This window comes from Psychroserpens sp. (assembly GCF_034670085.1).
Taxonomy (GTDB): domain Bacteria; phylum Bacteroidota; class Bacteroidia; order Flavobacteriales; family Flavobacteriaceae; genus Psychroserpens.
The window spans coordinates 14,202-39,283 of the sequence record NZ_JAXMOD010000004.1; the positions used below are offsets into that span (position 1 = coordinate 14,202).

24 protein-coding genes and 2 tRNA genes are annotated in these 25,082 nt (G+C 32.4%); 13 read left to right on the forward strand and 13 right to left on the reverse strand.

Going from position 1 to position 25,082, the window contains the following annotated elements:
• Positions 1-29 precede the first annotated feature (29 nt).
• The 6 genes from VOI25_RS07820 to tgt form a co-directional block, all read right to left on the reverse strand.
• Entirely contained in the window at positions 30-1,073 is a 1,044-nt protein-coding gene (locus VOI25_RS07820) for an AI-2E family transporter (protein WP_323788499.1), read from the reverse strand.
• Between the two features lie 71 nt (positions 1,074-1,144).
• Positions 1,145-2,683, reverse strand: coding sequence for a replicative DNA helicase (gene dnaB, locus VOI25_RS07825; protein ID WP_323788500.1), 1,539 nt, complete (start codon positions 2,681-2,683; stop codon positions 1,145-1,147).
• A gap of 166 nt (positions 2,684-2,849) precedes the next feature.
• Positions 2,850-3,803 (reverse strand): acetyl-CoA carboxylase carboxyltransferase subunit alpha, encoded by a 954-nt coding sequence (locus VOI25_RS07830; RefSeq protein ID WP_323788501.1) that lies wholly within the window; start codon positions 3,801-3,803, stop codon positions 2,850-2,852.
• A gap of 126 nt (positions 3,804-3,929) precedes the next feature.
• Positions 3,930-4,844 carry a DMT family transporter gene (locus VOI25_RS07835; protein WP_323788502.1) on the reverse strand — a complete coding sequence of 305 codons (915 nt, stop codon included), beginning with the start codon at positions 4,842-4,844 and terminating at the stop codon, positions 3,930-3,932.
• Positions 4,831-5,904 carry an LptF/LptG family permease gene (locus VOI25_RS07840; RefSeq protein WP_323788503.1) on the reverse strand — a complete coding sequence of 358 codons (1,074 nt, stop codon included), beginning with the start codon at positions 5,902-5,904 and terminating at the stop codon, positions 4,831-4,833. The genes VOI25_RS07835 and VOI25_RS07840 overlap by 14 nt, the downstream gene beginning before the upstream one ends.
• Positions 5,904-7,034, reverse strand: a complete 1,131-nt coding sequence (gene tgt, locus VOI25_RS07845) for a tRNA guanosine(34) transglycosylase Tgt (protein ID WP_323788504.1) — start codon at positions 7,032-7,034, stop codon at positions 5,904-5,906. Before tgt ends, VOI25_RS07840 begins: the two co-directional genes overlap by 1 nt.
• A 223-nt stretch (positions 7,035-7,257) precedes the next feature.
• On the opposite strand from tgt, the gene VOI25_RS07850 reads away from it, so the two are divergent.
• The 3 genes from VOI25_RS07850 to VOI25_RS07860 all read left to right on the forward strand — a co-directional run bounded on the left by VOI25_RS07850 (position 7,258) and on the right by VOI25_RS07860 (position 9,826).
• The gene (locus VOI25_RS07850) at positions 7,258-8,103 is read left to right on the forward strand and encodes a transketolase (protein WP_323788505.1); all 846 of its coding nucleotides are present in this window, start codon (positions 7,258-7,260) and stop codon (positions 8,101-8,103) included.
• 20 nt (positions 8,104-8,123) lie between these two features.
• Positions 8,124-9,077, forward strand: coding sequence for a transketolase family protein (locus tag VOI25_RS07855; protein ID WP_323788506.1), 954 nt, complete (start codon positions 8,124-8,126; stop codon positions 9,075-9,077).
• A gap of 158 nt (positions 9,078-9,235) precedes the next feature.
• Positions 9,236-9,826 (forward strand): porin family protein, encoded by a 591-nt coding sequence (locus tag VOI25_RS07860; protein ID WP_323788507.1) that lies wholly within the window; start codon positions 9,236-9,238, stop codon positions 9,824-9,826.
• Between the two features lie 49 nt (positions 9,827-9,875).
• Here VOI25_RS07860 and VOI25_RS07865 read toward each other — a convergent pair whose 3' ends face one another.
• Positions 9,876-10,838, reverse strand: a complete 963-nt coding sequence (locus VOI25_RS07865; RefSeq protein WP_323788508.1) for a hypothetical protein — start codon at positions 10,836-10,838, stop codon at positions 9,876-9,878.
• A 117-nt stretch (positions 10,839-10,955) separates the two neighbouring features.
• On the opposite strand from VOI25_RS07865, the gene VOI25_RS07870 reads away from it, so the two are divergent.
• Complete coding sequence (locus VOI25_RS07870) at positions 10,956-11,336, forward strand: RNA-binding S4 domain-containing protein (protein ID WP_323788509.1); 381 nt, start codon at positions 10,956-10,958, stop codon at positions 11,334-11,336.
• A gap of 54 nt (positions 11,337-11,390) precedes the next feature.
• Positions 11,391-11,894 carry a phosphoribosyltransferase family protein gene (locus VOI25_RS07875; RefSeq protein WP_323788510.1) on the forward strand — a complete coding sequence of 168 codons (504 nt, stop codon included), beginning with the start codon at positions 11,391-11,393 and terminating at the stop codon, positions 11,892-11,894.
• Here the strand turns inward: VOI25_RS07875 and VOI25_RS07880 are convergent.
• Positions 11,886-12,404 carry a shikimate kinase gene (locus VOI25_RS07880; protein ID WP_323788511.1) on the reverse strand — a complete coding sequence of 173 codons (519 nt, stop codon included), beginning with the start codon at positions 12,402-12,404 and terminating at the stop codon, positions 11,886-11,888. The genes VOI25_RS07875 and VOI25_RS07880 overlap by 9 nt on opposite strands.
• 129 nt (positions 12,405-12,533) lie before the next feature.
• On the opposite strand from VOI25_RS07880, the gene VOI25_RS07885 reads away from it, so the two are divergent.
• The 7 genes from VOI25_RS07885 to VOI25_RS07915 all read left to right on the forward strand — a co-directional run bounded on the left by VOI25_RS07885 (position 12,534) and on the right by VOI25_RS07915 (position 17,743).
• Positions 12,534-12,609: transfer RNA gene (locus VOI25_RS07885), tRNA-Lys, on the forward strand.
• A 53-nt stretch (positions 12,610-12,662) separates the two neighbouring features.
• Positions 12,663-12,746 (forward strand) — tRNA-Leu (locus VOI25_RS07890).
• Positions 12,747-12,876: 130 nt separating this feature from the next.
• Entirely contained in the window at positions 12,877-13,776 is a 900-nt protein-coding gene (locus VOI25_RS07895) for a MerR family transcriptional regulator (protein WP_323788512.1), read from the forward strand.
• A gap of 53 nt (positions 13,777-13,829) precedes the next feature.
• Complete coding sequence (locus VOI25_RS07900; RefSeq protein WP_323788513.1) at positions 13,830-15,293, forward strand: phytoene desaturase family protein; 1,464 nt, start codon at positions 13,830-13,832, stop codon at positions 15,291-15,293.
• A 1-nt stretch (position 15,294) separates the two neighbouring features.
• On the forward strand, positions 15,295-16,134 hold the full coding sequence (locus VOI25_RS07905; RefSeq protein WP_323788514.1) for a phytoene/squalene synthase family protein: 840 nt from the start codon (positions 15,295-15,297) through the stop codon (positions 16,132-16,134).
• A gap of 4 nt (positions 16,135-16,138) precedes the next feature.
• Entirely contained in the window at positions 16,139-16,588 is a 450-nt protein-coding gene (locus tag VOI25_RS07910; RefSeq protein WP_323788515.1) for a beta-carotene hydroxylase, read from the forward strand.
• Positions 16,589-16,597: 9 nt separating this feature from the next.
• Positions 16,598-17,743 carry a lycopene cyclase family protein gene (locus VOI25_RS07915; RefSeq protein ID WP_323788516.1) on the forward strand — a complete coding sequence of 382 codons (1,146 nt, stop codon included), beginning with the start codon at positions 16,598-16,600 and terminating at the stop codon, positions 17,741-17,743.
• Here the strand turns inward: VOI25_RS07915 and VOI25_RS07920 are convergent.
• From VOI25_RS07920 to VOI25_RS07940, 5 genes are all read right to left on the reverse strand, one after another.
• Positions 17,730-18,308, reverse strand: coding sequence for a TlpA disulfide reductase family protein (locus VOI25_RS07920; protein WP_323788517.1), 579 nt, complete (start codon positions 18,306-18,308; stop codon positions 17,730-17,732). The genes VOI25_RS07915 and VOI25_RS07920 overlap by 14 nt on opposite strands.
• A 90-nt stretch (positions 18,309-18,398) precedes the next feature.
• On the reverse strand, positions 18,399-19,286 hold the full coding sequence (locus VOI25_RS07925; RefSeq protein ID WP_323788518.1) for an anti-sigma factor: 888 nt from the start codon (positions 19,284-19,286) through the stop codon (positions 18,399-18,401).
• A gap of 83 nt (positions 19,287-19,369) precedes the next feature.
• Positions 19,370-20,041 carry a Crp/Fnr family transcriptional regulator gene (locus VOI25_RS07930; RefSeq protein WP_323788519.1) on the reverse strand — a complete coding sequence of 224 codons (672 nt, stop codon included), beginning with the start codon at positions 20,039-20,041 and terminating at the stop codon, positions 19,370-19,372.
• A gap of 122 nt (positions 20,042-20,163) precedes the next feature.
• Positions 20,164-22,434 (reverse strand): aconitate hydratase, encoded by a 2,271-nt coding sequence (locus VOI25_RS07935; RefSeq protein ID WP_323788520.1) that lies wholly within the window; start codon positions 22,432-22,434, stop codon positions 20,164-20,166.
• Positions 22,435-22,635: 201 nt separating this feature from the next.
• Positions 22,636-23,772: an acyltransferase gene (locus VOI25_RS07940; RefSeq protein WP_323788521.1), complete on the reverse strand. Its 1,137-nt coding sequence runs from the start codon at positions 23,770-23,772 to the stop codon at positions 22,636-22,638.
• Positions 23,773-23,904: 132 nt separating this feature from the next.
• On the opposite strand from VOI25_RS07940, the gene VOI25_RS07945 reads away from it, so the two are divergent.
• Positions 23,905-25,047 (forward strand): hypothetical protein, encoded by a 1,143-nt coding sequence (locus VOI25_RS07945; protein ID WP_323788522.1) that lies wholly within the window; start codon positions 23,905-23,907, stop codon positions 25,045-25,047.
• Positions 25,048-25,082: the final 35 nt, after the last annotated feature.

A 25,082-nucleotide genomic window follows, 5' to 3' on the forward strand; every position in this document is an offset into this window, starting at 1 on the left:
TTTGTTTTTTAGACTTAAGACTTCTCCTTTTATTTGCGTGGTGTTATAGACCGTTCTGGTCCAGACAACAATGATGCAATAACTTTAGTTCCTGGAAATTGTTCTAAAATAATTTTAACGAAAACAGTAATTGGAATGGCCATTATTAAACCTGGAATACCCCAAATAAAACCCCAAAGCATAAGCATAATTAGAACTGTTATCACATTTATTGAGAAGGATTTTCCCATAAATATTGGCTCTAAAATAGCCCCAAACACAACTTGAACTCCAGTAATTGATAAAATAAAGAAAAATAAGGTACTCGTTGGATCAAGTTCAACAAAAGCAAATATGGATAAAAGAATCACCGAAATGAATGAGCCAACCATTTGTACAAAATTAATCAAGAAGGCAAAAAGTCCCCAGAAAATCGGAAAGCTCACATCAAAAAACACACAAGCTAAACCTGTAAAAATTCCAGTAAATAAGCTTACCATGAACTTAACTTTAATAAAAGTAATCAAGTCCTTTTCAATTTTCATAAAGGCCTTTATAGACGTATGCTTGCGTTTTAAAATGGTATTGTTCATAACCTTGTGCATGTTGATAGATTCTGATAACCATAAAATGGTAAAAAAGGTAATCATCAATATGTTGGTCAAAAACTTTCGTATAAAATCGAAGGTAGATCCTATATTTTCTTTTTCAAAAAACTGTGCAAAAATGTTAGTATCTGAACTATAATCTATTCCAAATTTATTCTGTAAATATAGCATCAAATCATGGATTTTAATTTCGGCTTTACCAAAAAAACCAGTATTGTTAGTTAAGATTTGCCGACTAGATAATTGCACCAATTCTACACCAATAAAAACACCAATAGCAATTAAAGAGATTACGATAATGATGCTTAACAATCTAGGCACATTTCTTCTACTTAACCATCGCATTAAAGGCAGAAATAACAATGCAATAAACATTGATGAGAACAAAGGAATAAATATAAAAGATAGAATTTTCAGTAAATAAAATACTAAAGGAATTACTATAAATAATAAGAGTGTATTAGTCGTACGTCTTTCTTCTAACATGAGGCAATTGTCTATTCTTAATTGTAAAAAGTAAAGTTAGTTAATCTGTTCCTATTCTTGCCTAAAAAACATTAAAAAGGCACATCATTATCATCATCTTCAGGAGCACCAAAAGCATCGTTAGCTGAAGGGAAATTATCTGGCTTAAACGTATCGTCATTGGCTGCTGCATTCATTTTAGAATGAAATTCACCAAAAGGCGTATCAAAATCGTCAAGATTATCAAACTTACCTAAGTGGCCAATAAATTTCAATCTGATATTTTCTAAACCACCATTTCTATGTTTCGCGACAATAAATTCACCTTGACCTTCTGTTGGTGAACGATCATCATCATCCCATTCATCAATTTTGTAGTATTCTGGTCGGTAGATAAAACTTACAATATCGGCATCTTGCTCAATCGCACCAGATTCACGTAAATCTGATAATAACGGACGTTTACTTCCTCCACGAGTTTCAACAGCACGTGATAATTGAGATAATGCAATTACAGGAATAGCTAATTCTTTTGCTAATGCCTTTAGGTTTCTAGAAATCGTTGATATTTCTTGTTCACGGTTACCTCCTTTTTGACTTCCACCTGCTGTCATTAATTGCAAGTAATCAATCATAATCATTTTAATCCCATATTGTGATGCTAAACGTCGAGCCTTAGCACGCAAATCGAAAATAGACAACGATGGTGTATCATCAATAAATAAAGGCGCTTTCTCTAAGGTTTTTACTTTAACATTTAATTGTTCCCATTCGTGCTTTTCTAATTTACCTGTTCTTAATTTTTCTGAAGACAAATTCGTTTCCGAAGAAATTAAACGAGTTATTAATTGAACAGAGGACATTTCTAGAGAGAAAAATGCCACGGGAATATTACTATCTACAGCAATATTTCTTGCCATCGTCAACGTTAAAGCTGTTTTTCCCATACCAGGACGAGCAGCAATAATAATTAAATCACTAGGTTGCCAACCTGAAGTTAATCTATCTAATTTTGTAAATCCGGTTGGAATTCCACTCATTCCTTCCTTGTTAGATATTTCTTCAATTTTCTTTTTAGCCTGAATCACCAAGCTTTGAGCTGTTTCGGTGGATTTCTTTACGTTACCTTGAGTAACTTCGTAAAGCTTCGCTTCAGCATTGTCTAATAAATCAAATACATCTTTTGTTTCGTCGTAAGCTTCTTCTATAATTTCGTTTGAAATTTTAATCAAGCTACGCTGAATATATTTTTGAAGAATGATTCGAGCATGAAATTCAATATGTGCTGAAGATGATACCCTTTGGGTCAATGAAATAAGGTAAAAATCACCACCAATCAAATCTAATTTGGCGTCTTTTTTTAATTGACTAGAAACAGTTAATAAGTCAATAGGCTCACTGTTTTCAAATAATTTGAAAATAGCTTCAAAAATGTGTTTATGCGAATCTTTATAAAAAGCTTCTGCACTTAAGATATCAATAACCTCATCAACACCTTTCTTATCAATCATCATCGCTCCAAGCACAACTTCCTCTAAATCAATAGCTTGAGGTGGAATTTTTCCTTTCTCCAAGCTTATGAGTGTGCTTTTATCGACTTTATAGCCTTGTATTTGGTTAGGTTGTTTCATAACTGCGAATGTAAAACAATTGAGGTCTAAAACTGAATTTACGAAATTTTCAATCTTAACAGGTCATCAACAATTTAACTGTTAATAACTTGTATATATTGTTGATAGTGATAAAAAAAACCGAAACAAAAAGTTTCAGTTTTTTTAACCCTTTATTTTATAAGGTTTAACCTTTAAAAACTCCCATATTAGCATATTTATCCATACGCTGTTTCACCAATTCTTTTGGTGATAAGTTTTTAAGATTATCATATGTTTTTATGATGGCGTCTCTCACAGATAAAAATGTCTTTTCACGATCTGTATGAGCGCCTCCTAATGGTTCTTTTATAATTTCATCAACAAGCTTTAATTTTTTCATATCAGGAGCAGTTAACTTAAGCGCTTCTGCTGCTTGTTCTTTATACTCCCAACTACGCCATAAAATTGAGGAACATGACTCAGGAGAAATTACAGAATACCAAGTGTTTTCTAACATCATGACTCGATCTCCTACACCAATACCTAGAGCTCCACCAGAAGCACCTTCACCAATAATAACAGTTATAATTGGTACTTTTAATCGGGTCATTTCTAAAATATTTCTTGCAATAGCTTCACCTTGTCCGCGTTCTTCAGCTTCGAAACCAGGATAAGCACCAGGAGTATCTATTAAGGTAACTACTGGAATTCCAAATTTTTCTGCAGATTTCATTAAACGCAAAGCCTTACGATACCCTTCAGGATTAGACATACCAAAATTTCTATATTGCCTCGTTTTGGTATTGTAGCCTTTTTGTTGACCAATGAACATAAAACTTTGGTCGCCAATTTTACCTAAACCACCTATCATAGCTTTGTCGTCTTTAACATTTCTATCGCCATGAAGCTCTAAAAATGAATCACCACAAAGTGCTTTAATATGATCTAATGTATAGGGTCTGTTTGGATGACGAGACAGTTGAACACGTTGCCATGCTGTAAGGTTTTTATATATATCCTTTTTAGTTTCAACTAATTTTTTTTCAATCTTCTTACAAGTTTCAGTGACATCAACATCACTTTCCTCTCCAATGATTTGACATTTTTCTAGTTGATCTTGCAATTCTTTTATAGGAAGTTCAAATTCTAAGTATTCCATTTAAACAATTGTTTAGTTTTAGTTAGCTTACAAAACTACATATTTTTTAGATTGTAGGCACGAGAAAGGTAAGTTCGATTTCGAGGTTTAACAAAAATAATGAATATCATAATACCAAGACAAACTTTAATCAGTTTTATCGCTTGTTGTAGACAGCTTATTTTTCCGTTTATAATTTTTCAAAAAGGCATCCATTAGTACAGTTATCAAGATTAAGATAGCGCCATAATAAAACTGAGTACTCATTATTTCTGTTTCAGGAAACAATAGTAGTGCTAGAGCAATTCCATAAATAGGCTCTAAGTTATACGTTAAAATCACTGTATATGGACTAATTAATCGCATCACATCAACTGCGCCAATAAAGGCATAGGCTGTACAAATTGAAGCCAATATAAATAGGTAAATCCAATCTAAAGTACTAAGACTAAAAAATTCTAAACTAAAACCATCTTTGAATAAGAGAATGAAAAGGGTTATAAAAACCACACCACTTATAAATTCATAAAATGAAATCACTGTGGCTTGATGTACCTCTATAAACCGACCATTAATTACTGCGAATAATGTTGAAAAAAGCGCTGAGGAAATTCCTAAAAGAATACCATTTACATATTTAATTTCGCTTTGAGTAATGAGAAACACTCCTATAATCACAATGATTCCGAAAATAATCTCGTACCAAATAATCCGTCGTTTATAAATTAAGGGTTCTATAAATGACGCAAAAAAGGCTCCAGTTGAAAACATGGCTAAAGTAATAGATATGTTGGATTGATTAATCGCTTCAAAAAAAGTAATCCAATGTAAAGCGATAATAATTCCGGCTCCAAAAAACTTCAGTTTAGTCTTAGTATCAACTTTTATTTTCAGTTTGATAAACTTAATATATCCGAACATTAAAATGCCAGCAATTAACATGCGATACCAAACTAAATCAACCGAACCTATAGATATTTTTTTACCTAAAATAGCAGTAAAACCAGCAATAAATACTAAAAAATGAAGATGAAGATAATTCTTAGTTTTAGCGTTTAGCATTATAAAGAAGATATGCAGCTAATATACCAAAAACCAAATTAGGAAACCAAACTGCGATGATTGGTGAAAAATCCGATTGCTCAGCCATTACCCCAAATACTTTATCAAAAAACACATATACCATCGCAATAGTAATTCCGAAGGCCAAATTTACGCCCATTCCTCCTCTTCTCTTTACTGAAGACACTGCAACTGCAATTATGGTTAGGATAAATACTGAAACTGGCAAACTCCATTTTTTATATTTTACCACTTCATAACGACCAATATTAGAAGACCCTCTTCGCTTTTCTTTTTCAATAAATCTATTGAGTTCGCCATATTGAAGTGTTTCCGCAATGTAAGTCACAGGTGTTAAATCGTCGACATCAAAAGGAAATAAAGTATCTTTCCTACGAGTTGTTTCTATGATATCATTGTTAACTCCAACAATTCGTTTTTCATAATTAACAAGTTTGTATATCGTATCTGAATAGGTAATTGAATTCGCAGAAATTTTATATATCAATTTATTACCTTCAAAATGTTCAAGTGTGAAGTTATTTCCACGCTTGGATTTTGGATCAAAACTACTCACATAAATAAAGTCGTTATCATTTATTTGACGATAAATATTCTGAGTTTGCGTGACGTCCTTCTTACTACTTAAATATTTATACTTAAACGCATTAAAACCTTTACTAGCTTTTGGAGTAATGTATAACCCAAGAATCAAAGCAAAAGCAGCTACAATAGTCGCACCAATTAAGTAAGGTCTTAAAAATCTAGTGAAAGACACACCAGAACTTAAAAACGCAACTATCTCTGTATTGTTAGCTAGTTTAGAGGTAAACCAAATAACGGATAAAAATAAAAATATAGGAAACAATAGGTTTGCAAAATAGATAGTAAAATCTAAATAATATTGTGCTACTGCTGGAAAAGGAACTTCATGAGCCAAGATACTTCCAATTTTTTCAGCAAGATTAACTGTAATTCCAATAGGAATAAACAGTAGTAACATCATCAAAAATGTGAACAAGTAACGTTTTAATATGTACCAATCAAGTATTTTCAGCATTATAAGCGCTTATCCATTTGTTTTACCATTTTATCTTTCCATTCTCTAAAATCTCCTGCTAAGATATGTTTTCTAGCTTCTCTAGTCAACCATAGGTAAAATCCTAGGTTATGAATCGTTGCAATTTGCTTACCTAATAATTCATTTACCGTAAATAAATGCCTGAGGTAAGCCTTGCTGTATTCTGTATCTACAAAAGTGATTGCCATCTCATCTATAGGAGAAAAATCATCTGCCCACTTTAGATTTTTAATATTGATAGAACCATGAGCCGTAAATAACATCCCATTTCTAGCGTTTCTAGTAGGCATCACGCAATCAAACATATCAACACCCAAGGCAATGTTTTCCAGGATATTAATTGGAGTTCCAACTCCCATTAAATATCTAGGTTTATCCCAAGGCAATATCTCACAAACGACATCTGTCATGGCATACATTTCTTCGGCTGGTTCACCCACAGACAAACCACCAATTGCATTTCCTTGAGCTCCAGCATTTGCTATATATTCAGCAGATTGTTGCCTTAAATCTTTATATGTACTGCCTTGAACAATTGGAAAAAATGTTTGTTCATAATCATATTTAAAAGGCGTTTTATCCAAATGGGTTAAACAACGCTCTAACCAACGATGTGTCATGTGCATCGAACGTTTGGCATAATTATACTCACATGGATAAGGGGTACATTCATCGAATGCCATAATAATATCTGCGCCAATACTCCTCTGAATTTCCATCACGTTTTCTGGTGTAAACACATGATAACTTCCATCAATATGTGATTTAAATTTCACACCTTCTTCCTTTATTTTTCTATTGGCTGAAAGTGAATAGACTTGATAACCACCAGAATCGGTTAAAATGTTTCTATCCCAATTCATGAATTTATGCAAGCCACCTGCTTTTTCCAGAATAGGGGTCTGTGGTCTTAAAAATAAATGATAGGTATTACCTAAAATTATATCTGGATTGATATCATTTTTAAGTTCACGTTGGTGCACTCCTTTAACAGAGGCCACCGTTCCAACTGGCATAAATATTGGTGTCTCAATTTGACCATGATCTGTAGTTATTACTCCAGCTCTGGCTTTACTTTGAGGATCACTAGCTTTTAATTCAAAATTCATAAAATAGACACTTCAGTGAGCAAAGATAATTATCTAGATGTATTATGGTCTTAAACATTTAATAAAATTATAGGACTAAAAACTTAAAACTCAGATTCATAATTTTAAATCGCTTTTAAATTGTTAGCAACTGACTGAAATCGTTAATAAGTGACCTGTTTCTATTTTTGATTAGGCTGATGAAACCTTTATTTTTGGTGCTGAAATTACTCACTCTATTTTTATGCCAAATACACAACAATTACAAGATTTTACAACTCAAGTTCGTAGAGATATATTGCGAATGGTACACAAAGTCAACTCAGGTCATCCTGGAGGTTCTTTGGGATGTGCTGAATTTTTCGTTACCTTATATCAAGACATTATGGATAGAAAAGACACCTTTGATATGGATGGAATTGGTGAAGACCTTTTCTTCCTTTCCAATGGTCATATTTCTCCTGTTTTTTATAGTGTTCTTGCCAGATCAGCATATTTCCCGGTTGACGCATTAAACACTTTTCGTTTAATTAATACGAGATCACAAGGTCACCCAACAACTCACGAAGGGTTACCTGGTGTTCGTGTGGCTTCTGGTTCTCTCGGACAAGGATTTAGTGTTGCATTAGGAGCTGCTCAAACTAAGAAATTGAATAACGACAATCATCTAGTTTACAGTTTACATGGTGATGGCGAATTACAAGAAGGTCAAAACTGGGAAGGTATTATGTATGCAGCAGCAAACAAGGTTGATAATATCATTTCTACAATTGATTTAAACGGACAACAAATTGATGGTTCAACTGATGATGTCTTACCGATGGGTAGTATAAGAGCTAAATTTGAAGCTTTTGGATGGACTGTTGTTGATATTGAACATGGTAATGATATTGAAGCTATTTTAAAAGGAATGGCTGAAGCTAAAGCATTAACAGGGAAAGGTAAACCAGTTTGCGTATTACTAAAAACAGTCATGGGTAATGGTGTAGACTTTATGATGCATACTCACGCTTGGCATGGTAAAGCTCCAAATGATGAGCAATTAGAAATTGGTTTAGCACAAAATGCTGAAACGTTAGGAGACTATTAACCATCAATCAAGAAATCGAAATGAAAACATATACAAATACAGGAAATAAAGATACACGCTCAGGTTTTGGAGCTGGATTAACAGAATTAGGTAAAACCAATACAAATGTTGTTGCTCTTTGCGCAGATTTAATTGGTTCCCTTAAAATGGATGACTTTAAAGCCAATCATCCTGAACGGTTTTTTCAAGTTGGAATTGCTGAAGCCAATATGATTGGTTTAGCCGCTGGAATGACAATTGGTGGAAAAATTCCATTTACAGGAACATTTGCTAACTTCTCTACGGGTCGTGTTTATGATCAAATAAGACAAAGTGTTGCATATTCTGACAAGAATGTAAAAATCTGTGCATCACATGCTGGATTAACTTTAGGTGAAGATGGAGCAACACATCAAATTCTTGAAGATATTGGTTTAATGAAAATGTTACCAGGAATGACAGTAATCAATACCTGCGATTACAATCAAACTAAAGCAGCTACTATTGCAATTGCAGAACATCATGGACCAGTTTACTTACGATTTGGAAGACCAAAAGTAGCAAACTTTACTCCTGAAAATCAAACATTTGAAATTGGGAAAGCGGTTAAATTAACCGAAGGTTCTGACATCACCATTGTTGCTACTGGTCATTTAGTTTGGGAAGCCCTTGAAGCTGCAAAAACACTTCATGAAAAGGGAATTTCAGCCGAAGTTATCAATATTCATACTATTAAACCTTTAGATGACAAAGCTATTTTAGATTCGGTTTCTAAGACAGGCTGCATAGTTACTGCTGAAGAGCATAACCATTTAGGTGGTTTAGGAGAAAGCATAGCTAGAGTATTAGCTCAACACCATCCAACACCTCAAGAATTTGTAGCTACCAATGATACCTTTGGAGAATCTGGTACACCAGCGCAATTAATGGATAAATATGGTCTTAATGCAAAGGCTATTGTACACGCTTCGGAAAAGGTATTAAAAAGAAAATGATATTTAAGTAACATAATTATATGAAAATCTAGCTTTGACGAGCTAGATTTTTTTGTTTATACCTTTTTAACTCAATTGACTATTTTCAGGAAAAAGAAATAATAGTCGTTTGGCAACGTTTTTGATATTATACATAAAAATCACAAAAAACGAATATTATGCAAAAATTAGTAATTAGCACATTTGTATTAGCGTTATTATGTTTTAATGTTAATGCTCAAGAAGGAACTTCATTTGGAATTAAAGCAGGTCTTAATTACAATGCCAATGGTAATTATTTCGAATCTATTGGTGATAATGCCAAAAATCCAGATCGCAATATTGGTTATCATATAGGTGTTTTTGGTAAATTTGGAAATCAACTTTTCTTCCGACCAGAATTAATCTATACAGCTACTAAAAGTAGTTATGACAGTGATGATTTCTCTATGAAAAAGATTGATGCTCCTTTATTAATTGGAGCAAAAATACTCGGGCCAGTTAGTGTTTTTGCAGGACCATCATTACAATACATTCTAAATTCTGAATTTGATGGAATTGATATTAATAACGTTGAAGACGATTTCTCAATTGGACTGAACTTTGGTATTGGAGTGAATCTAAATAAAATTGGAATTGATTTGAGATATGAACGAGGCTTTAGTAATAACGAAGCTATTTTTATTGATAACAATCTTGGAAATGGATTATTTAGTAGAATTGATACAAGACCAGATCAGTTAATACTTAGCTTATCTGTTGCACTATAGTATTAAATTAAGCACATAAAAAAAGCCGCAAATTGCGGCTTTTTTCTATTTAATTATCATCTTGGTTGGATAATGCTGTACTAAAATCTAAGTAATTAGGTATACCATCGTCATCAGTATCATCGTTAGTAGGATCTCCATCATTATCAATATCTTCAAAACGCGTAAAAACGCCATCACCATCGTCGTCTACATCAATAAAATCTGGCACACCATCACTATCAGTATCATCATCATATACATCACCATTCCCATTTATATCTTCTACAAATGACATTACAAAATCAGCATCATGATCATTAGGTTCAGCGGTATATAATTCAAATTTAAAAATAAGATTTGCATATTGCGGAACACCAATTGGAGGCACATTAAAATAAGCCAGTCCTGATGGTATGAACATAACACCTAAGCCATAATCATTATATGAAAATGTTCCATCTTCATTCTCAACTTGGCTGGCTGCTGTTCCAAAATTTGGCAATGCCTCTCTCCAAGCCTGAATTAGACCAATAAGATCTAAACTTGTTGGATTAGCAGTGCTATCGAAATCTTCACCATCAAATAAGTTACCAAAATAATTAACGTTTACAGTATCTGATGAATTTGGAGCATCTCCTCCACCATGATTCAGTTTAAGGGTATAATATTCATACTCAATATCTACTATTTCTGTAGTATGTATCTCCACATCATCAATCAATAAGGTGTTTATATCCGGATTAGGCAAATCTAGATAATTACCATTATCATCAGTAGGTAACTCAGTAATCATAATATCATCGTATGTATAATTACCTGGAGTTTCAAAAAAGGAAGAATTATAGTAATGTGTACTCAAATAATTCAATAAAGAATCTTTATCAGCAGCTTGCTGGATTGTTCTATCTCTTGGTGGTGCAACTTCAAAGCTATCATCATCCTTTTTACAAGAGGTGAAACACAAAACAGAAAGTAGGAGAACCACTATGGAATTTCTAAACGTCATAATTAGGTTTGTTTTCTTTAACATACATTCAAAATATTGCGACCTATTTTAAATGAAACAATATTGCTTATTTTTAGGCTGCAAGATACAATAATATATATTTTTGCATCAAACAATTAACGCCATTTTCACAACTTTAATATGCGAGTAGACAAATACCTTTGGTGCGTAAGATATTTTAAGACCAGAAGCCTTGCAACTAATGCGTGTAAAAAAGGTCATGTGAAAGTAAATGACCAAGTTGTAAAAGCAAGTAGAGAGGTCTATCCTACTGATAAAATTGAGTTGCGCAAAGATCAGATTAATTATATTATTATAGTTAATGACCTTCCAGAAAGTAGAGTTGGCGCTAAATTAGTAGATATTTATAGAACAGATAAAACTCCAAAAGAAGCTTTTGAAGCTAAAGATTTATTAAAATATTCAAAAGACTATTATAGAAAAAAAGGAGTTGGAAGACCAACCAAAAAAGACAGGAGAGATATAGATGACTTTTATGAAACGCCTGAAGAAGATATTTAAAATTTAACAGACATTCATAAACTCTTTTTTATCTTTGATAAAATCATAACTAGCATGAGCATTACAAAAAATACTATACTCAACCATCAAGAAATTCAACACAAAATAAGACGTATTGCTTACCAGATTTATGAAAGTAATGTTTATGAAGATGAAATCATTTTGGCAGGTGTTCAAGACAATGGATTCTTACTAGCAAAAAAACTAAAACAAAATTTAGAAAAAATATCAGGTATTAAACCAATATTATGTAAAGTCGTCATCGACAAAAAGAACCCACTTGCTGATATTACAACATCACTTAGTAAAGAAGACTATACAAATAAATCCTTGGTTTTAGTAGATGACGTTTTAAGTTCAGGAAGCACACTCATTTATGGTGTCAAGCATTTTTTGGATGTTCCACTAAAACAATTTAAAACTGCAGTTTTAGTCAATCGGAATCATAAAAAATACCCTGTTAAAGCTGATTTTAAGGGTATTTCACTATCAACTTCGTTAAATGAACATGTTGAAGTAACCTTATCAGGAAAGCAATTTGAAGCGTACTTAAAATAGTTTTAGTAATATAGATTCTACAACGTCTACTACAGATAAATCATCTGTTTTTATTACCATATCAGATTGCTCATAAATTGGAGCTCTTTCAAACAAATGTTTTCCTATAAATTCTGATAAGTTGTCTTTGGCTTGAATATGAGAGATTAATGGTCTAGTAGATTTCTCAGCAAATAAGCGTTCAGTTAGATTTTGGATAGATGACTTAAGATAAATCATTTTAGAATAATCCGCTTCTTTTATGACATTCAAATTATTACCATAACAAGGTGTTCCTCCTCCCAAAGATACAATGGTGTTTCTTTTGTTTATCACTTCCTTTAATAAACGACTTTCTTGTTTTCTAAAATAGATTTCTCCTTTAACTTTAAATATGTCACTTACCGTCATATTAACATTGCTTTCAATATAGTTATCAAAATCAATAAAATTATAATTTAAAATCTCTGATAATTTTCTACCAACAGAAGACTTTCCTGAACCCATATATCCTACTAAAATAAGTGTCATTTTGTTGTTATAAATTGATTATTAAAAACATAAGTATAGTCATCACAAAAAAACAAAAAAATATCCAATAATAGGTTTGGATTATTAATTAAACGTTTTATATTTGCACCCTCGTTTAAGAGACTTATTGACCAGTTAGCTCAGTTGGTAGAGCATCTCCCTTTTAAGGAGAGGGTCCTGGGTTCGAGCCCCAGACTGGTCACCACAAAAAATCGTTAAGCTTTCGCTTAACTTTTTTTTTATCTTTACTTAAATAATGCGCACGTGGCGGAATTGGTAGACGCGCCAGCTTGAGGGGTTGGTGGACATTAGTCCGTGGAAGTTCGAGTCTTCTCGTGCGCACTTGTAAATTTTTATTATAAATCTTCTTCCCATCGGTCAACAATGTTGATAGTTTTACTATTAAAAAAATCTTAAAATATGGTTCATAACCAAAAATTGTTTAGTTTTGTTTAACCTTTTTAAACTAAAAATGAACAATATTAAAAGCACGTTTAGTATTAAAGATCTTGAAAATCTCACTGGTATAAAGGCACACACTATCAGAATTTGGGAAAAAAGATATAACTTACTAAAACCAGAACGCACAGATACTAATATCAGATATTACAGTTTAGCTAACCTTCAAAAGCTACTCAACATAAGTTATTTAAATAGTAACGGTTATAAAATATCTAAAATAGCTTCAATAGATAGTAATGACATTCCTCAACTCGTAAAAGAAGTTGCGCAAAGTGATGTTACCAATAATCATGCTATTGATACGTTTAAACTTTCAATGATCAATTTCGATCAACAATTATTTTATGATACTTATGATAGCTTAATAAAAGAGAAATCTTTTAGCGAGATTTTTTATCAAGATTTAATTCCTCTGCTTTCTGAAATAGGAATGCTCTGGCAAACGGATACGATTACTCCCGCTCACGAGCATTTTTTAACATCACTAATAAGACAGAAAATTTTGGTGAGTACAGAGTTGATTCAATCTAAAAATCAAACACTTACAAATGAAGTTTATGTGCTTTACCTTCCAGACAATGAGGTTCATGAGTTAGGATTGATGATGATTAATTATGAACTAATATCTAAAGGATATCATTGTGTTTTTTTAGGACAAAGTGTTCCCATAGAAGGCCTTAAAGATCTTCTTAATTTTTACGACAATATCACTTTTATTTCGTACTTTACTGTAAAGCCTGAAAAAGATGCTGTTCTAGATTATATTGAAGAATTCAAAGAAAATTTACTTATTAAAAATTCCATTAAATTTTGGATTTTAGGCCGAAGACTAAATGAAATTGATTTAAATTCATTACCAAAACAAATTGTTCCTTTTAAAACAATTGAAGATTTAGTTAAAAAACTCTAAAATTTACGTACTAAAGTTAAATTTGTTTAACTTTTTTGTAAATTTGCTAAACAATGAAAACACGCGTTGCTATAATCGGTTCTGGGTTCTCAGCTTTATCTGCTTCTTGCTATTTAGCAAAAGACGGATATGATGTGTCTATTTTTGAAAAAAATGCGACAGTTGGTGGACGATGTAGGCAATTAAAGAAAGAAGGATTCACGTTTGATATAGGTCCGAGTTGGTATTGGATGCCAGATATTTTTGAAAAATTCTTTGGTGATTTTAGCAAATCAACTTCAGACTATTACAAACTTGATAAACTTAGTCCAGCGTATAAAATATTTTTTAAAGACGACACTATTACTATTGGAGATACGCTCGATAAAATTTGTGAAGAATTCGATCGTATTGAATCTGGAAGTTCTAAACCACTAAGAAAATTTATAAATAAAGCTGCCAGTAATTATGATATCGCTATTAATAAAGTAGTTTTAAAACCAGGAATTTCACCATTTGAATTGGTGACGCCCGAAACTGCTTTGCGTGTTGATCAATTTTTTAAGACAATTAGTGGAGACATAAGAAAGCACTTTAAAAACCCAAAACTTATATCAACTCTAGAATTTCCTGTCCTTTTTTTAGGCGCTAAACCTAGTAACACACCATCCTTTTATAATTTTATGAACTATGCCGATTTTGGATTAGGCACTTGGCATCCAAAAGGTGGCATGTATGAAATAATTAAAGCAATGGTTTCATTAGCGCAAAGTTTAGGTGTTCAAATTCACACTAATTGTCCAGTTGAAAAAATTGAAGTAGAGCATAAAAATGTAACATCAATCTCAGTTAATGGAGAATTAAAACAATTTGATATTGTACTATCTGGAGCAGACTATCATCATTCTGAAACCTTATTAGATCAAAAGTATCGTCAATATTCTGAATCGTATTGGAGTAAAAAAACATTTGCTCCTTCTTCACTCCTATTTTATATAGGATTTGATAAAAAACTAAAAAACATAGAACATCATAATTTGTTTTTTGATACTAATTTTGAAACGCATGCTGAAGACATTTATGATAATCCTCAATGGCCAAAAGATCCTTTGTTCTATGCGAATTTTCCATCAGTAACAGATGACTCAATGTCTCCAGCCAATTGCGAGACTGGTTTTTTCTTAATTCCAATCGCTCCAGGAATTGAAGACACTGAAGAATTAAGAGCACAATATTTCGATATAATCATGTCTCGTTTCGAAAAACTTACAAATCAAACCATTAAAAAAAATATTACCTTTAAAGAGTCTTTCTGCGTGAACGATTTTATCAAAGATTACAATTCATATAAAGGAAATGCTTATGGTATGGCAAATACGCTTTCTCAAACTGCATTTTTAAGACCTAAACTGAAAAGTAAAAAGGTAAACAACCTTTATTTCACAGGGCAACTAACAGTACCAGGACCTGGAGTACCTCCTGCTCTTATCTCTGGGAAATTAGTAGCAAAACTTATAAAAAAACACCATAAAAATTAATATGAAAGCCATTTTTGATACCGTTTCATACCAATGTAGTAAGACTGTGACACAATCTTACAGCACCTCATTCTCGTTAGCTACAAAAATGCTATCCAACTCAATACGACAAGATATATACAACATTTATGGGTTTGTAAGATTCGCAGATGAAATTGTAGATAGTTTCCACGATTATGATAAAGAGTTATTATTTAATAATTTCTCAAATGATTTAGAATTAGCACTAGAATATAAAATTAGTTTAAATCCAATTTTAAATGCTTTTCAAGAAACATTTCATAGGTACGACATTGACAAAAGTTTAGTGGATGCCTTCATGAAAAGTATGCGTCTTGATCTATACAAACAAAATTATTTAACAGATTCGGAGTATAAAGATTATATTTATGGCTCAGCTGATGTCGTAGGATTAATGTGTTTAAAAGTGTTTGTAAAAGGTGATAAAGAAAAATATAATGAACTAAAAGATTCAGCAATGAGTTTAGGTTCAGCCTTTCAAAAAGTGAATTTCTTAAGAGATTTAAAAGCCGATTTCGAAGATTTAAGTAGGACTTATTTCCCGAATACAGATTTAAATCAATTAGATGAAAATTCTAAACAAAGGATTATTGATGATATAGAAAGTGATTTCGCAAAAGGTCTCAATGGTATTAAAAATTTACCTATTGAAGCTAAATTTGGTGTATTTATGGCTTACAGATATTACAGGCAATTACTCAAGAAATTAAAGAAAACACCAGCTTTAGAAATAAAATCAACTAGAATTAGAGTCCCAAACTATAAGAAGTTTGAATTGCTCACTAGAAGTTATGTTAAGTATCAATTAAATCTATTATAATCTTATGCAAACTGTATTGTGGATTATTATTTTTTTAGGTGTCTTTTGCACTATGGAATTTATGGCGTGGTTTACTCATAAATACGTCATGCATGGTTTTTTATGGAGTTTGCATAAGGACCATCACCATAAAGATCACGATAGTTGGTTTGAACGTAATGATGCCTTTTTTATTTTTTATGCCGTCGTAAGTATGACTTGCTTTTACCTATGGAGCTATGAAAATATGTGGTTTTGTTTACCTATCGCACTAGGAATTATGGCCTATGGAGCTACCTATTTTTTAGTCCATGATATTTTTATTCATCAACGTTTCAAAATCTTTAGAAATGCTGATAACTGGTATGCAAAAGGTGTAAGACGTGCTCACAAAATTCATCACAAGCATTTAGGTAAAGCTGATGGTGAATGCTTTGGGATGTTATTCGTACCTTTCAAATATTTCAAAAAATAATAGTTTTTTATGTCTGAAAGTGCCCATTTCGATTACATCATCATTGGAAATGGTTTAGCTGGTTTTCAACTCGCTTTAAAGTTTTCTGAAGATGCGGATTTTAATGCTAAGAAAATTGCGCTAATTGATCTTTCAGAAAAAAACACTAACGACAAAACTTGGAGTTTTTGGCAAAAAGGTAATTCACAATGGAATTCTATCATTCAAAAATCTTGGAAAAAGGCCGCTATTATAACCTCAACAAAAGATATAAGTTTAGAGTTAAATCCCTATACGTACAACACAGTAAAAGCTTTAGATTTTTATAACAAAGCCAAAACACAACTTCACAACAAGGAAAACTTTAGTTTTATTCTTGAAAATGTAATTTCGATTGTAGAAAATAAAACTGCTTTAGTTACAACTAATAAAAACACATACTCGGCTTCTCATGTTTTTGACAGCCGTGTTCCAAAGGAGTTTTCAACAGAAAAAGACACAAGTATTTCAGTCCTTCAGCATTTTAAAGGTTGGCTTATTAAAACCAATAAGGATGCCTTTGATGACACTAAAGTTGTCATGATGGATTACCGTTTAAAAGATGGAAATCAAACTACATTTATGTATGTCTTACCATTTTCAAAAACTGAAGCTTTAGTAGAATTCACCTATTTTACTGAAAATCTTGTGGACGAACAAGTTTACGATAACTACATTAAAACCTACATTAAAGACTATCTTCAAATAGACAACTATTCTATTCTAGAAACTGAACAAGGTCAAATTCCAATGACCAATTATAACTTTGGAAAATTCAACACCAAAACAATTACTAAAATAGGAACTGGAGGCGGTTGGGTTAAAGGCTCTACAGGTTATTCTTTTAAACATACAGAGAAAAAAGTTACGAAGATTATAGAAAATCTTAAATCCAATCAATCGCCTTCACACAAGTTATTCAGACGTAAATATAAATTTTACGACAAAGTATTTTTAAAAGTACTCAAAGATGAAAATCAGAAGGGAGAATGGATTTTTGAACAGTTTTACAGCAAAAATACTGTTCAAACTATGTTCCGGTTTTTAGATGAAGAATCCACTTTTTTAGAAGACTTAAAAATTATGTGGTCTTTGTTTTCATGGTCATTTATCAAAGCCTTTTTTAAAACGCTTTAAGTAAATTATCAAGCGTATTGGTTACACTTTCATTATTCCAATCTGCTGGTCCTGATTTATCAATCACAATCTCACCCTTTTTATCTATTACAAAAGTTCTAGGTATTGAAGTTACATCAAATTCTTTAGGATAATCAGTTAATGATTGGTATACCTTAAAACTATATTCTTTTTTGGACATAAACTTTTTAATGACTAAAACATCTTCATTAGAAACAAATAAAAATACAACATCAGCATTATCCTTGTATTTCTGATAGAGTAATTCCATACTTGGCATTTCTGCAATGCATGGTGGACACCAAGTAGCCCAAAAATTAATCACAACTACTTTTCCCTTTGCAGAATTAAAATCAAAATTGATTGCAGAAACATCTCTTAATTTCCAATCATAATTTGAAATAATTTTGCGCTCAGTATGGTCAATTACAGATGGCTTTACGAGTAAAACAATACCTTTATTTATAACAACTTGTATTGGTTTTCTTGTCTGTGGAATAATCAATAGCACAATGAAAACTATAAAAATAAGATTGTAAATTTTTGATTTTTTTGATTTTGCCATAAGAGTTTAAAATAGAAACGCATTACCATAGTCGATAATGCGCTTCAAATCTAACAACAAAACTTTAAATTTTGCTTTATTAATTCCTAATTAGTTTCTAGTAACTGAACCAGAAATAACATGTACTGGACCTGTTCCCATTGCAATAGTTGTATGAGTCATTGCTGTCGTTGGTACCATATGGGCTAGTGGCTTTAATGTAAATGGCATTGGACTATTATCTGGACTAGGTTCAACCGAAATCACAATTGTAGCTCCTCTTAAGTCTGTTGGAAACGTCATACCTGCTGGAGCATTTTGCAAATAGTCTTCTCCTGGATAACCAGGACCATTTCCAGCATCACCTTTAAAAACTGAAGTTGCAGCATTGTCATCAGCTGCTGCTGGATCTAAAAAAGTTCCTGTACTAATAGGAGTATCTCCTAATACAGCCCAACCTTCATACTTCCATCCATCGGCTAAAACAGGTAAATCTAATCCAGTCATTCCCATTCCACTAGAGTTATCTAAAAACCAAACACCACTTTCTTCATTCGTATCATCTGTATCGGTAGGTGTCGCCAGAATATATGCTCCTGTTGAAGCACTAAAATCTCCAACAATTCCATTAGAATCTACATTAGCTAAAGTACCTGAAAAATCTCCTGCTAAAATTTTTGTTGCGGCTGGCGCAGGATCAGTATCTACAGCAGGTTCAATAGAAAGCACAAAAGTGGTTGCACTATTTAATTGGGTAGTATTTACAGAAAACGTCTGCGGAAACGCAACACTAGAAAAAGTTCCAGTTGATATTGGAGAACCATCTACAATTATCCAACCTTCATACACATAGTCATTTCCTAGAGGTTCTAAACCGTTAAGGTTAAGTACTAAATCTGAATTTGTAGGAACTGAAGCACTATTATCATCATCACTACTGCAAGAAGTGGCTACAAAACCTAGAGCCAAAACTGCTAAAAACATTTTTTTAATCATCATATCTAATTTTAAAGTTATTTTATGCTTCAAAATTATCGATTGCGATTATGATTAAATGTTAGCTAGCTAACACAACTGAAATTTTATGCAGATTTTTTTAAGATTCTGATTTCCTTTCGGTTGAAATTGATATAATTTTCTTCTTTAAGTTCATTAAGTAGAATATTAAGTGTTGGTCGTGAGGTACCAATTAAACAAGCAATGTCTTTTTGTGTGTATGGATGTTTAATAACATGATCACCTGTTTTCTCACAATCATATCCATAATCTGCACACAATTCATCTAAAAACTCAACCAATCTTGTTTTGGTGTCTTTAAATAATAAGAGCTGAAGTCTGCGTTCTAGTTTTTTAAATTTAAATCCGATAAACTTATACACTTTAAAGCTAAAACTTTGATTGTCTCGCATTAAATCATGCATTGTAGTTACTCCTATTGGACAAATAGAAGTAGAATTATCTATAGATTGTGCAAATTCATCACGCTTTATATCTCCTAGTATTGCTTTCTCTCCAAACAATTCACCTTTTGACAAAATAGCTTTTACAATTTCATCACCATTTTCGTTATAGTAACCAATCTTAACTTTTCCTTTTTCGATGAGATAGACTTTGTTGGCAGAATCGTCTTCAAAGTAGATATAGTCCTTCTTTTTATAGGCATCAAAATCATGTTCGTTTTTATACGCTTTGAATTTATGCGGACAAAGCACTTTAAATAAATTAACATCATCAAAGAACCAAATGGATTGCATTAGTAGAATTATTTATTATTAGACTCTATTCAAGTCGAATTAAAACAGTAATACTTACAATGTTAACCTAAAAAAAAGCCCTTGATATCTCAAGAGCTTTTTTTGTTATCTAGTGCTTAAAACTAAGCAGCATTTTCTTTTTTAATTAAGTTTAACGCAGAACCTTCATTATACCAATCTATTTGAGATTGATTATAGGTATGGTTTACTTTTATGGTGTCTGAACTTCCATCAGCATGAACCAATTCAATAGTTAATTGCTTATCAGGACTAAATTCATTCAAATCTAAAAAGTTAAATGTATCATCCTCTTGGATCAAATCATAATCACTTTCATTAGCAAAAGTTAATCCTAACATCCCTTGTTTTTTCAGGTTTGTTTCATGAATACGTGCAAATGATTTTACAATCACAGCAGCAACACCTAAATGACGAGGTTGCATTGCAGCATGTTCACGAGAAGACCCTTCTCCATAATTATGATCTCCAACAACTATAGATTTAATTCCCGCTGCTTTATAAGCTCTTGCAGTATCAGGAACACCTCCAAAATCTCCTGTTAGTTGATTTTTAACGAAGTTTGTTTTCTTTCCAAAAGCATTTACAGCACCAATTAAAGTGTTGTTGGCAATATTATCTAAATGTCCACGGAAACGCAACCAAGGTCCAGCCATACTGATATGATCTGTTGTACATTTTCCGAAGGCTTTAATTAATAGTTTAGCACCAGTAATTGTATTTCCTAGAGGCACGAAAGGTGTTAATAATTGCAATCGTTCTGAGTCTGAAGCCACTTTTACTTCTACTCCACTACCATCTGCCATAGGTGCTAAAAACCCATTGTCTTTAACATCAAAACCTTTAGGTGGTAATTCCCATCCAGTTGGTTCGTCTAGCATCACTTCTTCTCCGTTTTCATTGATTAAAGCATCCGTCATCGGATTAAAATCTAAACGTCCAGCCAACGCAATCGCAGCTGTTAATTCTGGTGAAGCAACAAACGCATGCGTATTTGGGTTTCCATCGGCACGTTTTGCAAAGTTTCTATTAAATGAATGCACAATACTATTTTTTGGCGCATTTTTTGGATCTTCATAACGAGCCCATTGTCCAATACATGGTCCACAAGCATTCGTAAAAATCTTAGCATCTAGTTTTTCAAAAATTTGGAGGATTCCATCACGCTCTGCAGTGTAACGAACCTGCTCAGAACCTGGATTAATTCCTAATTCAGATTTCATCTTCACACCTTTATCAATAGCTTGTTGTGCCACAGAAGATGCACGTGATAAATCTTCATAAGACGAATTGGTACACGACCCAATTAAGCCCCATTCTACTTTAATTGGCCAATCATTAGCCTTTGCTTTTTCAGTCATTGCTGAACCAACTGCAGTAGATAAATCTGGCGTAAAAGGACCATTTAATAAAGGGCCTAATTCAGATAAATTAATATCAATTACTTGATCAAAATATTGCTCAGGATTTGCATATACTTCAGCATCACCAGTTAAATAATCTTTAATTTGGTTTGCTGCGTCTGCAACATCTGCTCTATCTGTTGAACGTAAATAACGTTCCATAGATTCGTCGTATCCAAACGTAGACGTTGTTGCTCCAATTTCGGCTCCCATATTACAGATTGTTCCTTTTCCTGTGCAAGACATTCCTGTTGCACCTGAACCAAAATATTCAACAATTGCTCCAGTTCCTCCTTTAACAGTAAGTATATCTGCTACTTTTAAAATCACATCTTTAGGTGCCGTCCAACCCGAAAGTTTCCCAGTTAATCTGACACCAATAAGTTTAGGGAATTTTAATTCCCAAGCCATTCCTGCCATCACGTCAACGGCATCTGCTCCTCCTACTCCAATGGCTACCATTCCTAATCCACCAGCATTAACTGTATGTGAATCTGTACCAATCATCATTCCACCAGGAAATGCATAATTTTCTAAAACAACTTGATGAATGATTCCTGCTCCTGGTTTCCAAAATCCAATTCCGTATTTATTAGATACAGACTCTAAAAAATTGAATACTTCATTACTCGTATTAATCGCATGTTGTAAATCTGATGTTGCACCATTTTTTGCTTGAATCAAGTGATCACAATGCACTGTGGTCGGTACTGCAACTTTAGTTTTACCAGCTTGCATAAACTGCAATAAAGCCATTTGTGCTGTTGCATCTTGACATGCTACTCTATCTGGAGCAAAATCTACATAATCTTTTCCTCTAGTGAATGCTTTATTTGGCTTTCCATCCCAAAGGTGTGAATATAAAATCTTTTCTGAAAGTGTAAGTGGTTTACCAACAATGTCACGAGCAGCATCAACGCGCTCAGCCATATTTGAGTAAACTTTTTTAATCATGTCAATATCAAATGCCATATGTATAATTAATAAGAGTGAATATTGGTTTGTTTCCTTGACTTCAAGGACTGCAAAATTACAAATTTTTAGTCAGATTTAAAAATGTGTAACAAAAAGTATCAATTACTGAATATAAATCAACAAATTGTCATTTTTATGATATAAAATTACATTATCATCAATTTTTTAGGATATAAAATAATAAATTAACAATACTGACTATTCAAAGTACTTTTTAATTCTAGAAGAATCCCTTAAATCGGTCATTGGTTTTTCATAAAAACGATACACGACATATGACACTACAAAAACGATAAGTACATAAACTAATAGGTAAATGACCAAATCTAAACCTTCCATTGGTTCTGAAGGAATAAAATATTTCATCAATTGCATGATAATAGAATAGTGAAATACATAGATGGCATAGGATAAAATACTAATGTATGTAATTGGTTTTCTGATTAATTTTGGTGCAGATTTTATCTGACTTAATAATGGTAGTGTACATCCAATTGCTATAGATTTTAATACAAAATACCAAACATTCCAAAATTCAGGATACTCAGTAATAAACCATCCTTTTATGGGAATTAAAAAGTTCATAGCTATTAAAGCGAAAATCCCAAAGCCGCATGCTAGATATCTTATATTATACCAAATCTTAGGTTTAACAATTGAAATGTAAGCCGCTAAAACACCATAATAAATAGCATCAATTCTATAAATCACAATCGATTTCACATTAAGTGTCCAATGTCTCATGTGACGAATAGTTTCCTCATTATTATACCACAACTTACTGAGTATAAACAGCAGCAGAATAAAAAGTGTCACTTGCACAAATAATCGAGGTCGAGATGCTTTTTTTCTAAAAAACAAAACTAAATACATGAGTAATGGTCCTAAAATATAGGCAAACTCTTCAACAGACAAACTCCACGATTCAGGATAAAACCAAGGTAGTTCTGTACTGAAATTATGTAGAAAAAAACCATATTTCCAAAGTTGATCAGGCAATTGGTTCCCTATATAAATGGCAACTATTATATTGATAACTAAAGTCAAATAATAGTTTGGCAACGTTCTAAACCAACGTCTAACCCAAAAATAAGACATGTCTTTAAACGTAAAATCTTTAGACGTATACATTTTGTATAAAATTCTTCCGATTAAAAATCCGCTTAATACAAAAAACACGTCAACACCTAAAATTCCAAAAACACTGAATAGCTTTCGAGTGATACCTCTCATTTCAGGAGCAATCCATAGTGTATGCGAGCACATGACCATAATAATGGCAATAGCTCTCATAAGGTCTAAGCCAAAAATTCGTTTTTCATAATCTATTCGCATCAAAAAAAGCCTTAGTTTTGTTTAGGTAGTTAAATAAAAGATATAAAACTGAGATTCTACTTTTCAGTAGGATTAGTTCAATTTACAATTTTGAGTTCGCCTTTTGGCTTCTCAAAATTGAATTTCACTAAAATGAAGTCCAAAATACTAAAATATACATTGTTGTTCATAGTTTTATTCACTATTGTTGGTGGTATTTACTATTTAAAACTTCCAAATAGACACAAAGCGATTGTAAAAACAAAGCTTTATCATGGTTTTGGTATTGTAGATGAACGATGGAATATTCAATCAAGCGATTCATCAATTCGCTTAATCACTCCAACTTTAGTCATTGACAATATTTATAAATCTATGGAAGGTCCTAAAGTCATCCGTTCATTTCAACTTGATGACTCCAAAAATGAGCTGGTTTGGATCACATCATTTGAAACCAAGGCGTTAAGTACAAATGAAGTTGATCAACTTTCTAACGATTATATCTGTCACACCAATATTGATTTATATGAAGGCGAACATTATTCAAGATGGCAACTAAATGATAGAATTGGTGAACAATATCCACGTTTAACCTCATTGAGTCATGGCATTGAAAGTTATAAATTTCCTGAAGGCTATGGTTTTCCAGTGTTTACGAATGAAAATCTATTGTTAGCAACCCAGTCCTTAAATCACAATATTAAAGGTGATCCATTTGATATAAAGCATGAAGTAAATTTAGGTTTCAAACCACATAGCAAAGATATGAAGCCATTAATGAGCAAAACGGTTTTCGTGATGCTACCTTATGATGCTGAAAATCCGTTTCAAGGTCCAACAGATACTAACCCAAATATGTGCTTACCTGTCGAAACTAAAAATCATGCTTATAAAAATGACAAAGGCGAATCACTTTCTGGACATTGGGTAATTTTCCCAGGAGAGGAAACGTACAGCTATGATATTACACACCAACTTCAATTAAATGATAGCACAACAATGCATCATATTGCCACCCATTTACATCCTTTTGCTGAAACTTTAGCTTTTAGAGATAAAACAGCAGATTCAACGTTGTTTGTTTCCAAAGCAGAAAATTATATCGATAAAATTGGGCTCAAATCTGTTTCTTATTTTTCAAGTACTGAAGGCATTATGTTATATCCAGATCATAATTATGAATTGGTACTTCAAACCAATAATACAACAAAAATTGATCAAGACATGATGGCTAGCATGTTTGTGTTTTTGTATGATTCAGAAATGCATGACAAACTAAAATCGTACAAGCCTTGATTAAATTGAGATATGTAATATGTATCATAATTTCA

Excerpts from the sequence above, each read along its gene's own strand:
- VOI25_RS07820 (WP_323788499.1), bottom strand. The coding sequence starts at position 1,073 with ATGTTAGAAGAAAGACGTACGACTAATACACTCTTATTATTTATAGTA.
- dnaB (WP_323788500.1), bottom strand. The coding sequence starts at position 2,683 with ATGAAACAACCTAACCAAATACAAGGCTATAAAGTCGATAAAAGCACA.
- VOI25_RS07830 (WP_323788501.1), bottom strand. The coding sequence starts at position 3,803 with ATGGAATACTTAGAATTTGAACTTCCTATAAAAGAATTGCAAGATCAA.
- VOI25_RS07835 (WP_323788502.1), bottom strand. The coding sequence starts at position 4,844 with ATGCTAAACGCTAAAACTAAGAATTATCTTCATCTTCATTTTTTAGTA.
- VOI25_RS07840 (WP_323788503.1), bottom strand. The coding sequence starts at position 5,904 with ATGCTGAAAATACTTGATTGGTACATATTAAAACGTTACTTGTTCACA.
- tgt (WP_323788504.1), bottom strand. The coding sequence starts at position 7,034 with ATGAATTTTGAATTAAAAGCTAGTGATCCTCAAAGTAAAGCCAGAGCT.
- VOI25_RS07850 (WP_323788505.1), top strand. The coding sequence starts at position 7,258 with ATGCCAAATACACAACAATTACAAGATTTTACAACTCAAGTTCGTAGA.
- VOI25_RS07855 (WP_323788506.1), top strand. The coding sequence starts at position 8,124 with ATGAAAACATATACAAATACAGGAAATAAAGATACACGCTCAGGTTTT.
- VOI25_RS07860 (WP_323788507.1), top strand. The coding sequence starts at position 9,236 with ATGCAAAAATTAGTAATTAGCACATTTGTATTAGCGTTATTATGTTTT.
- VOI25_RS07865 (WP_323788508.1), bottom strand. The coding sequence starts at position 10,838 with ATGTTAAAGAAAACAAACCTAATTATGACGTTTAGAAATTCCATAGTG.
- VOI25_RS07870 (WP_323788509.1), top strand. The coding sequence starts at position 10,956 with ATGCGAGTAGACAAATACCTTTGGTGCGTAAGATATTTTAAGACCAGA.
- VOI25_RS07875 (WP_323788510.1), top strand. The coding sequence starts at position 11,391 with ATGAGCATTACAAAAAATACTATACTCAACCATCAAGAAATTCAACAC.
- VOI25_RS07880 (WP_323788511.1), bottom strand. The coding sequence starts at position 12,404 with ATGACACTTATTTTAGTAGGATATATGGGTTCAGGAAAGTCTTCTGTT.
- VOI25_RS07895 (WP_323788512.1), top strand. The coding sequence starts at position 12,877 with ATGAACAATATTAAAAGCACGTTTAGTATTAAAGATCTTGAAAATCTC.
- VOI25_RS07900 (WP_323788513.1), top strand. The coding sequence starts at position 13,830 with ATGAAAACACGCGTTGCTATAATCGGTTCTGGGTTCTCAGCTTTATCT.
- VOI25_RS07905 (WP_323788514.1), top strand. The coding sequence starts at position 15,295 with ATGAAAGCCATTTTTGATACCGTTTCATACCAATGTAGTAAGACTGTG.
- VOI25_RS07910 (WP_323788515.1), top strand. The coding sequence starts at position 16,139 with ATGCAAACTGTATTGTGGATTATTATTTTTTTAGGTGTCTTTTGCACT.
- VOI25_RS07915 (WP_323788516.1), top strand. The coding sequence starts at position 16,598 with ATGTCTGAAAGTGCCCATTTCGATTACATCATCATTGGAAATGGTTTA.
- VOI25_RS07920 (WP_323788517.1), bottom strand. The coding sequence starts at position 18,308 with ATGGCAAAATCAAAAAAATCAAAAATTTACAATCTTATTTTTATAGTT.
- VOI25_RS07925 (WP_323788518.1), bottom strand. The coding sequence starts at position 19,286 with ATGATGATTAAAAAAATGTTTTTAGCAGTTTTGGCTCTAGGTTTTGTA.
- VOI25_RS07930 (WP_323788519.1), bottom strand. The coding sequence starts at position 20,041 with ATGCAATCCATTTGGTTCTTTGATGATGTTAATTTATTTAAAGTGCTT.
- VOI25_RS07935 (WP_323788520.1), bottom strand. The coding sequence starts at position 22,434 with ATGGCATTTGATATTGACATGATTAAAAAAGTTTACTCAAATATGGCT.
- VOI25_RS07940 (WP_323788521.1), bottom strand. The coding sequence starts at position 23,772 with ATGCGAATAGATTATGAAAAACGAATTTTTGGCTTAGACCTTATGAGA.
- VOI25_RS07945 (WP_323788522.1), top strand. The coding sequence starts at position 23,905 with ATGAAGTCCAAAATACTAAAATATACATTGTTGTTCATAGTTTTATTC.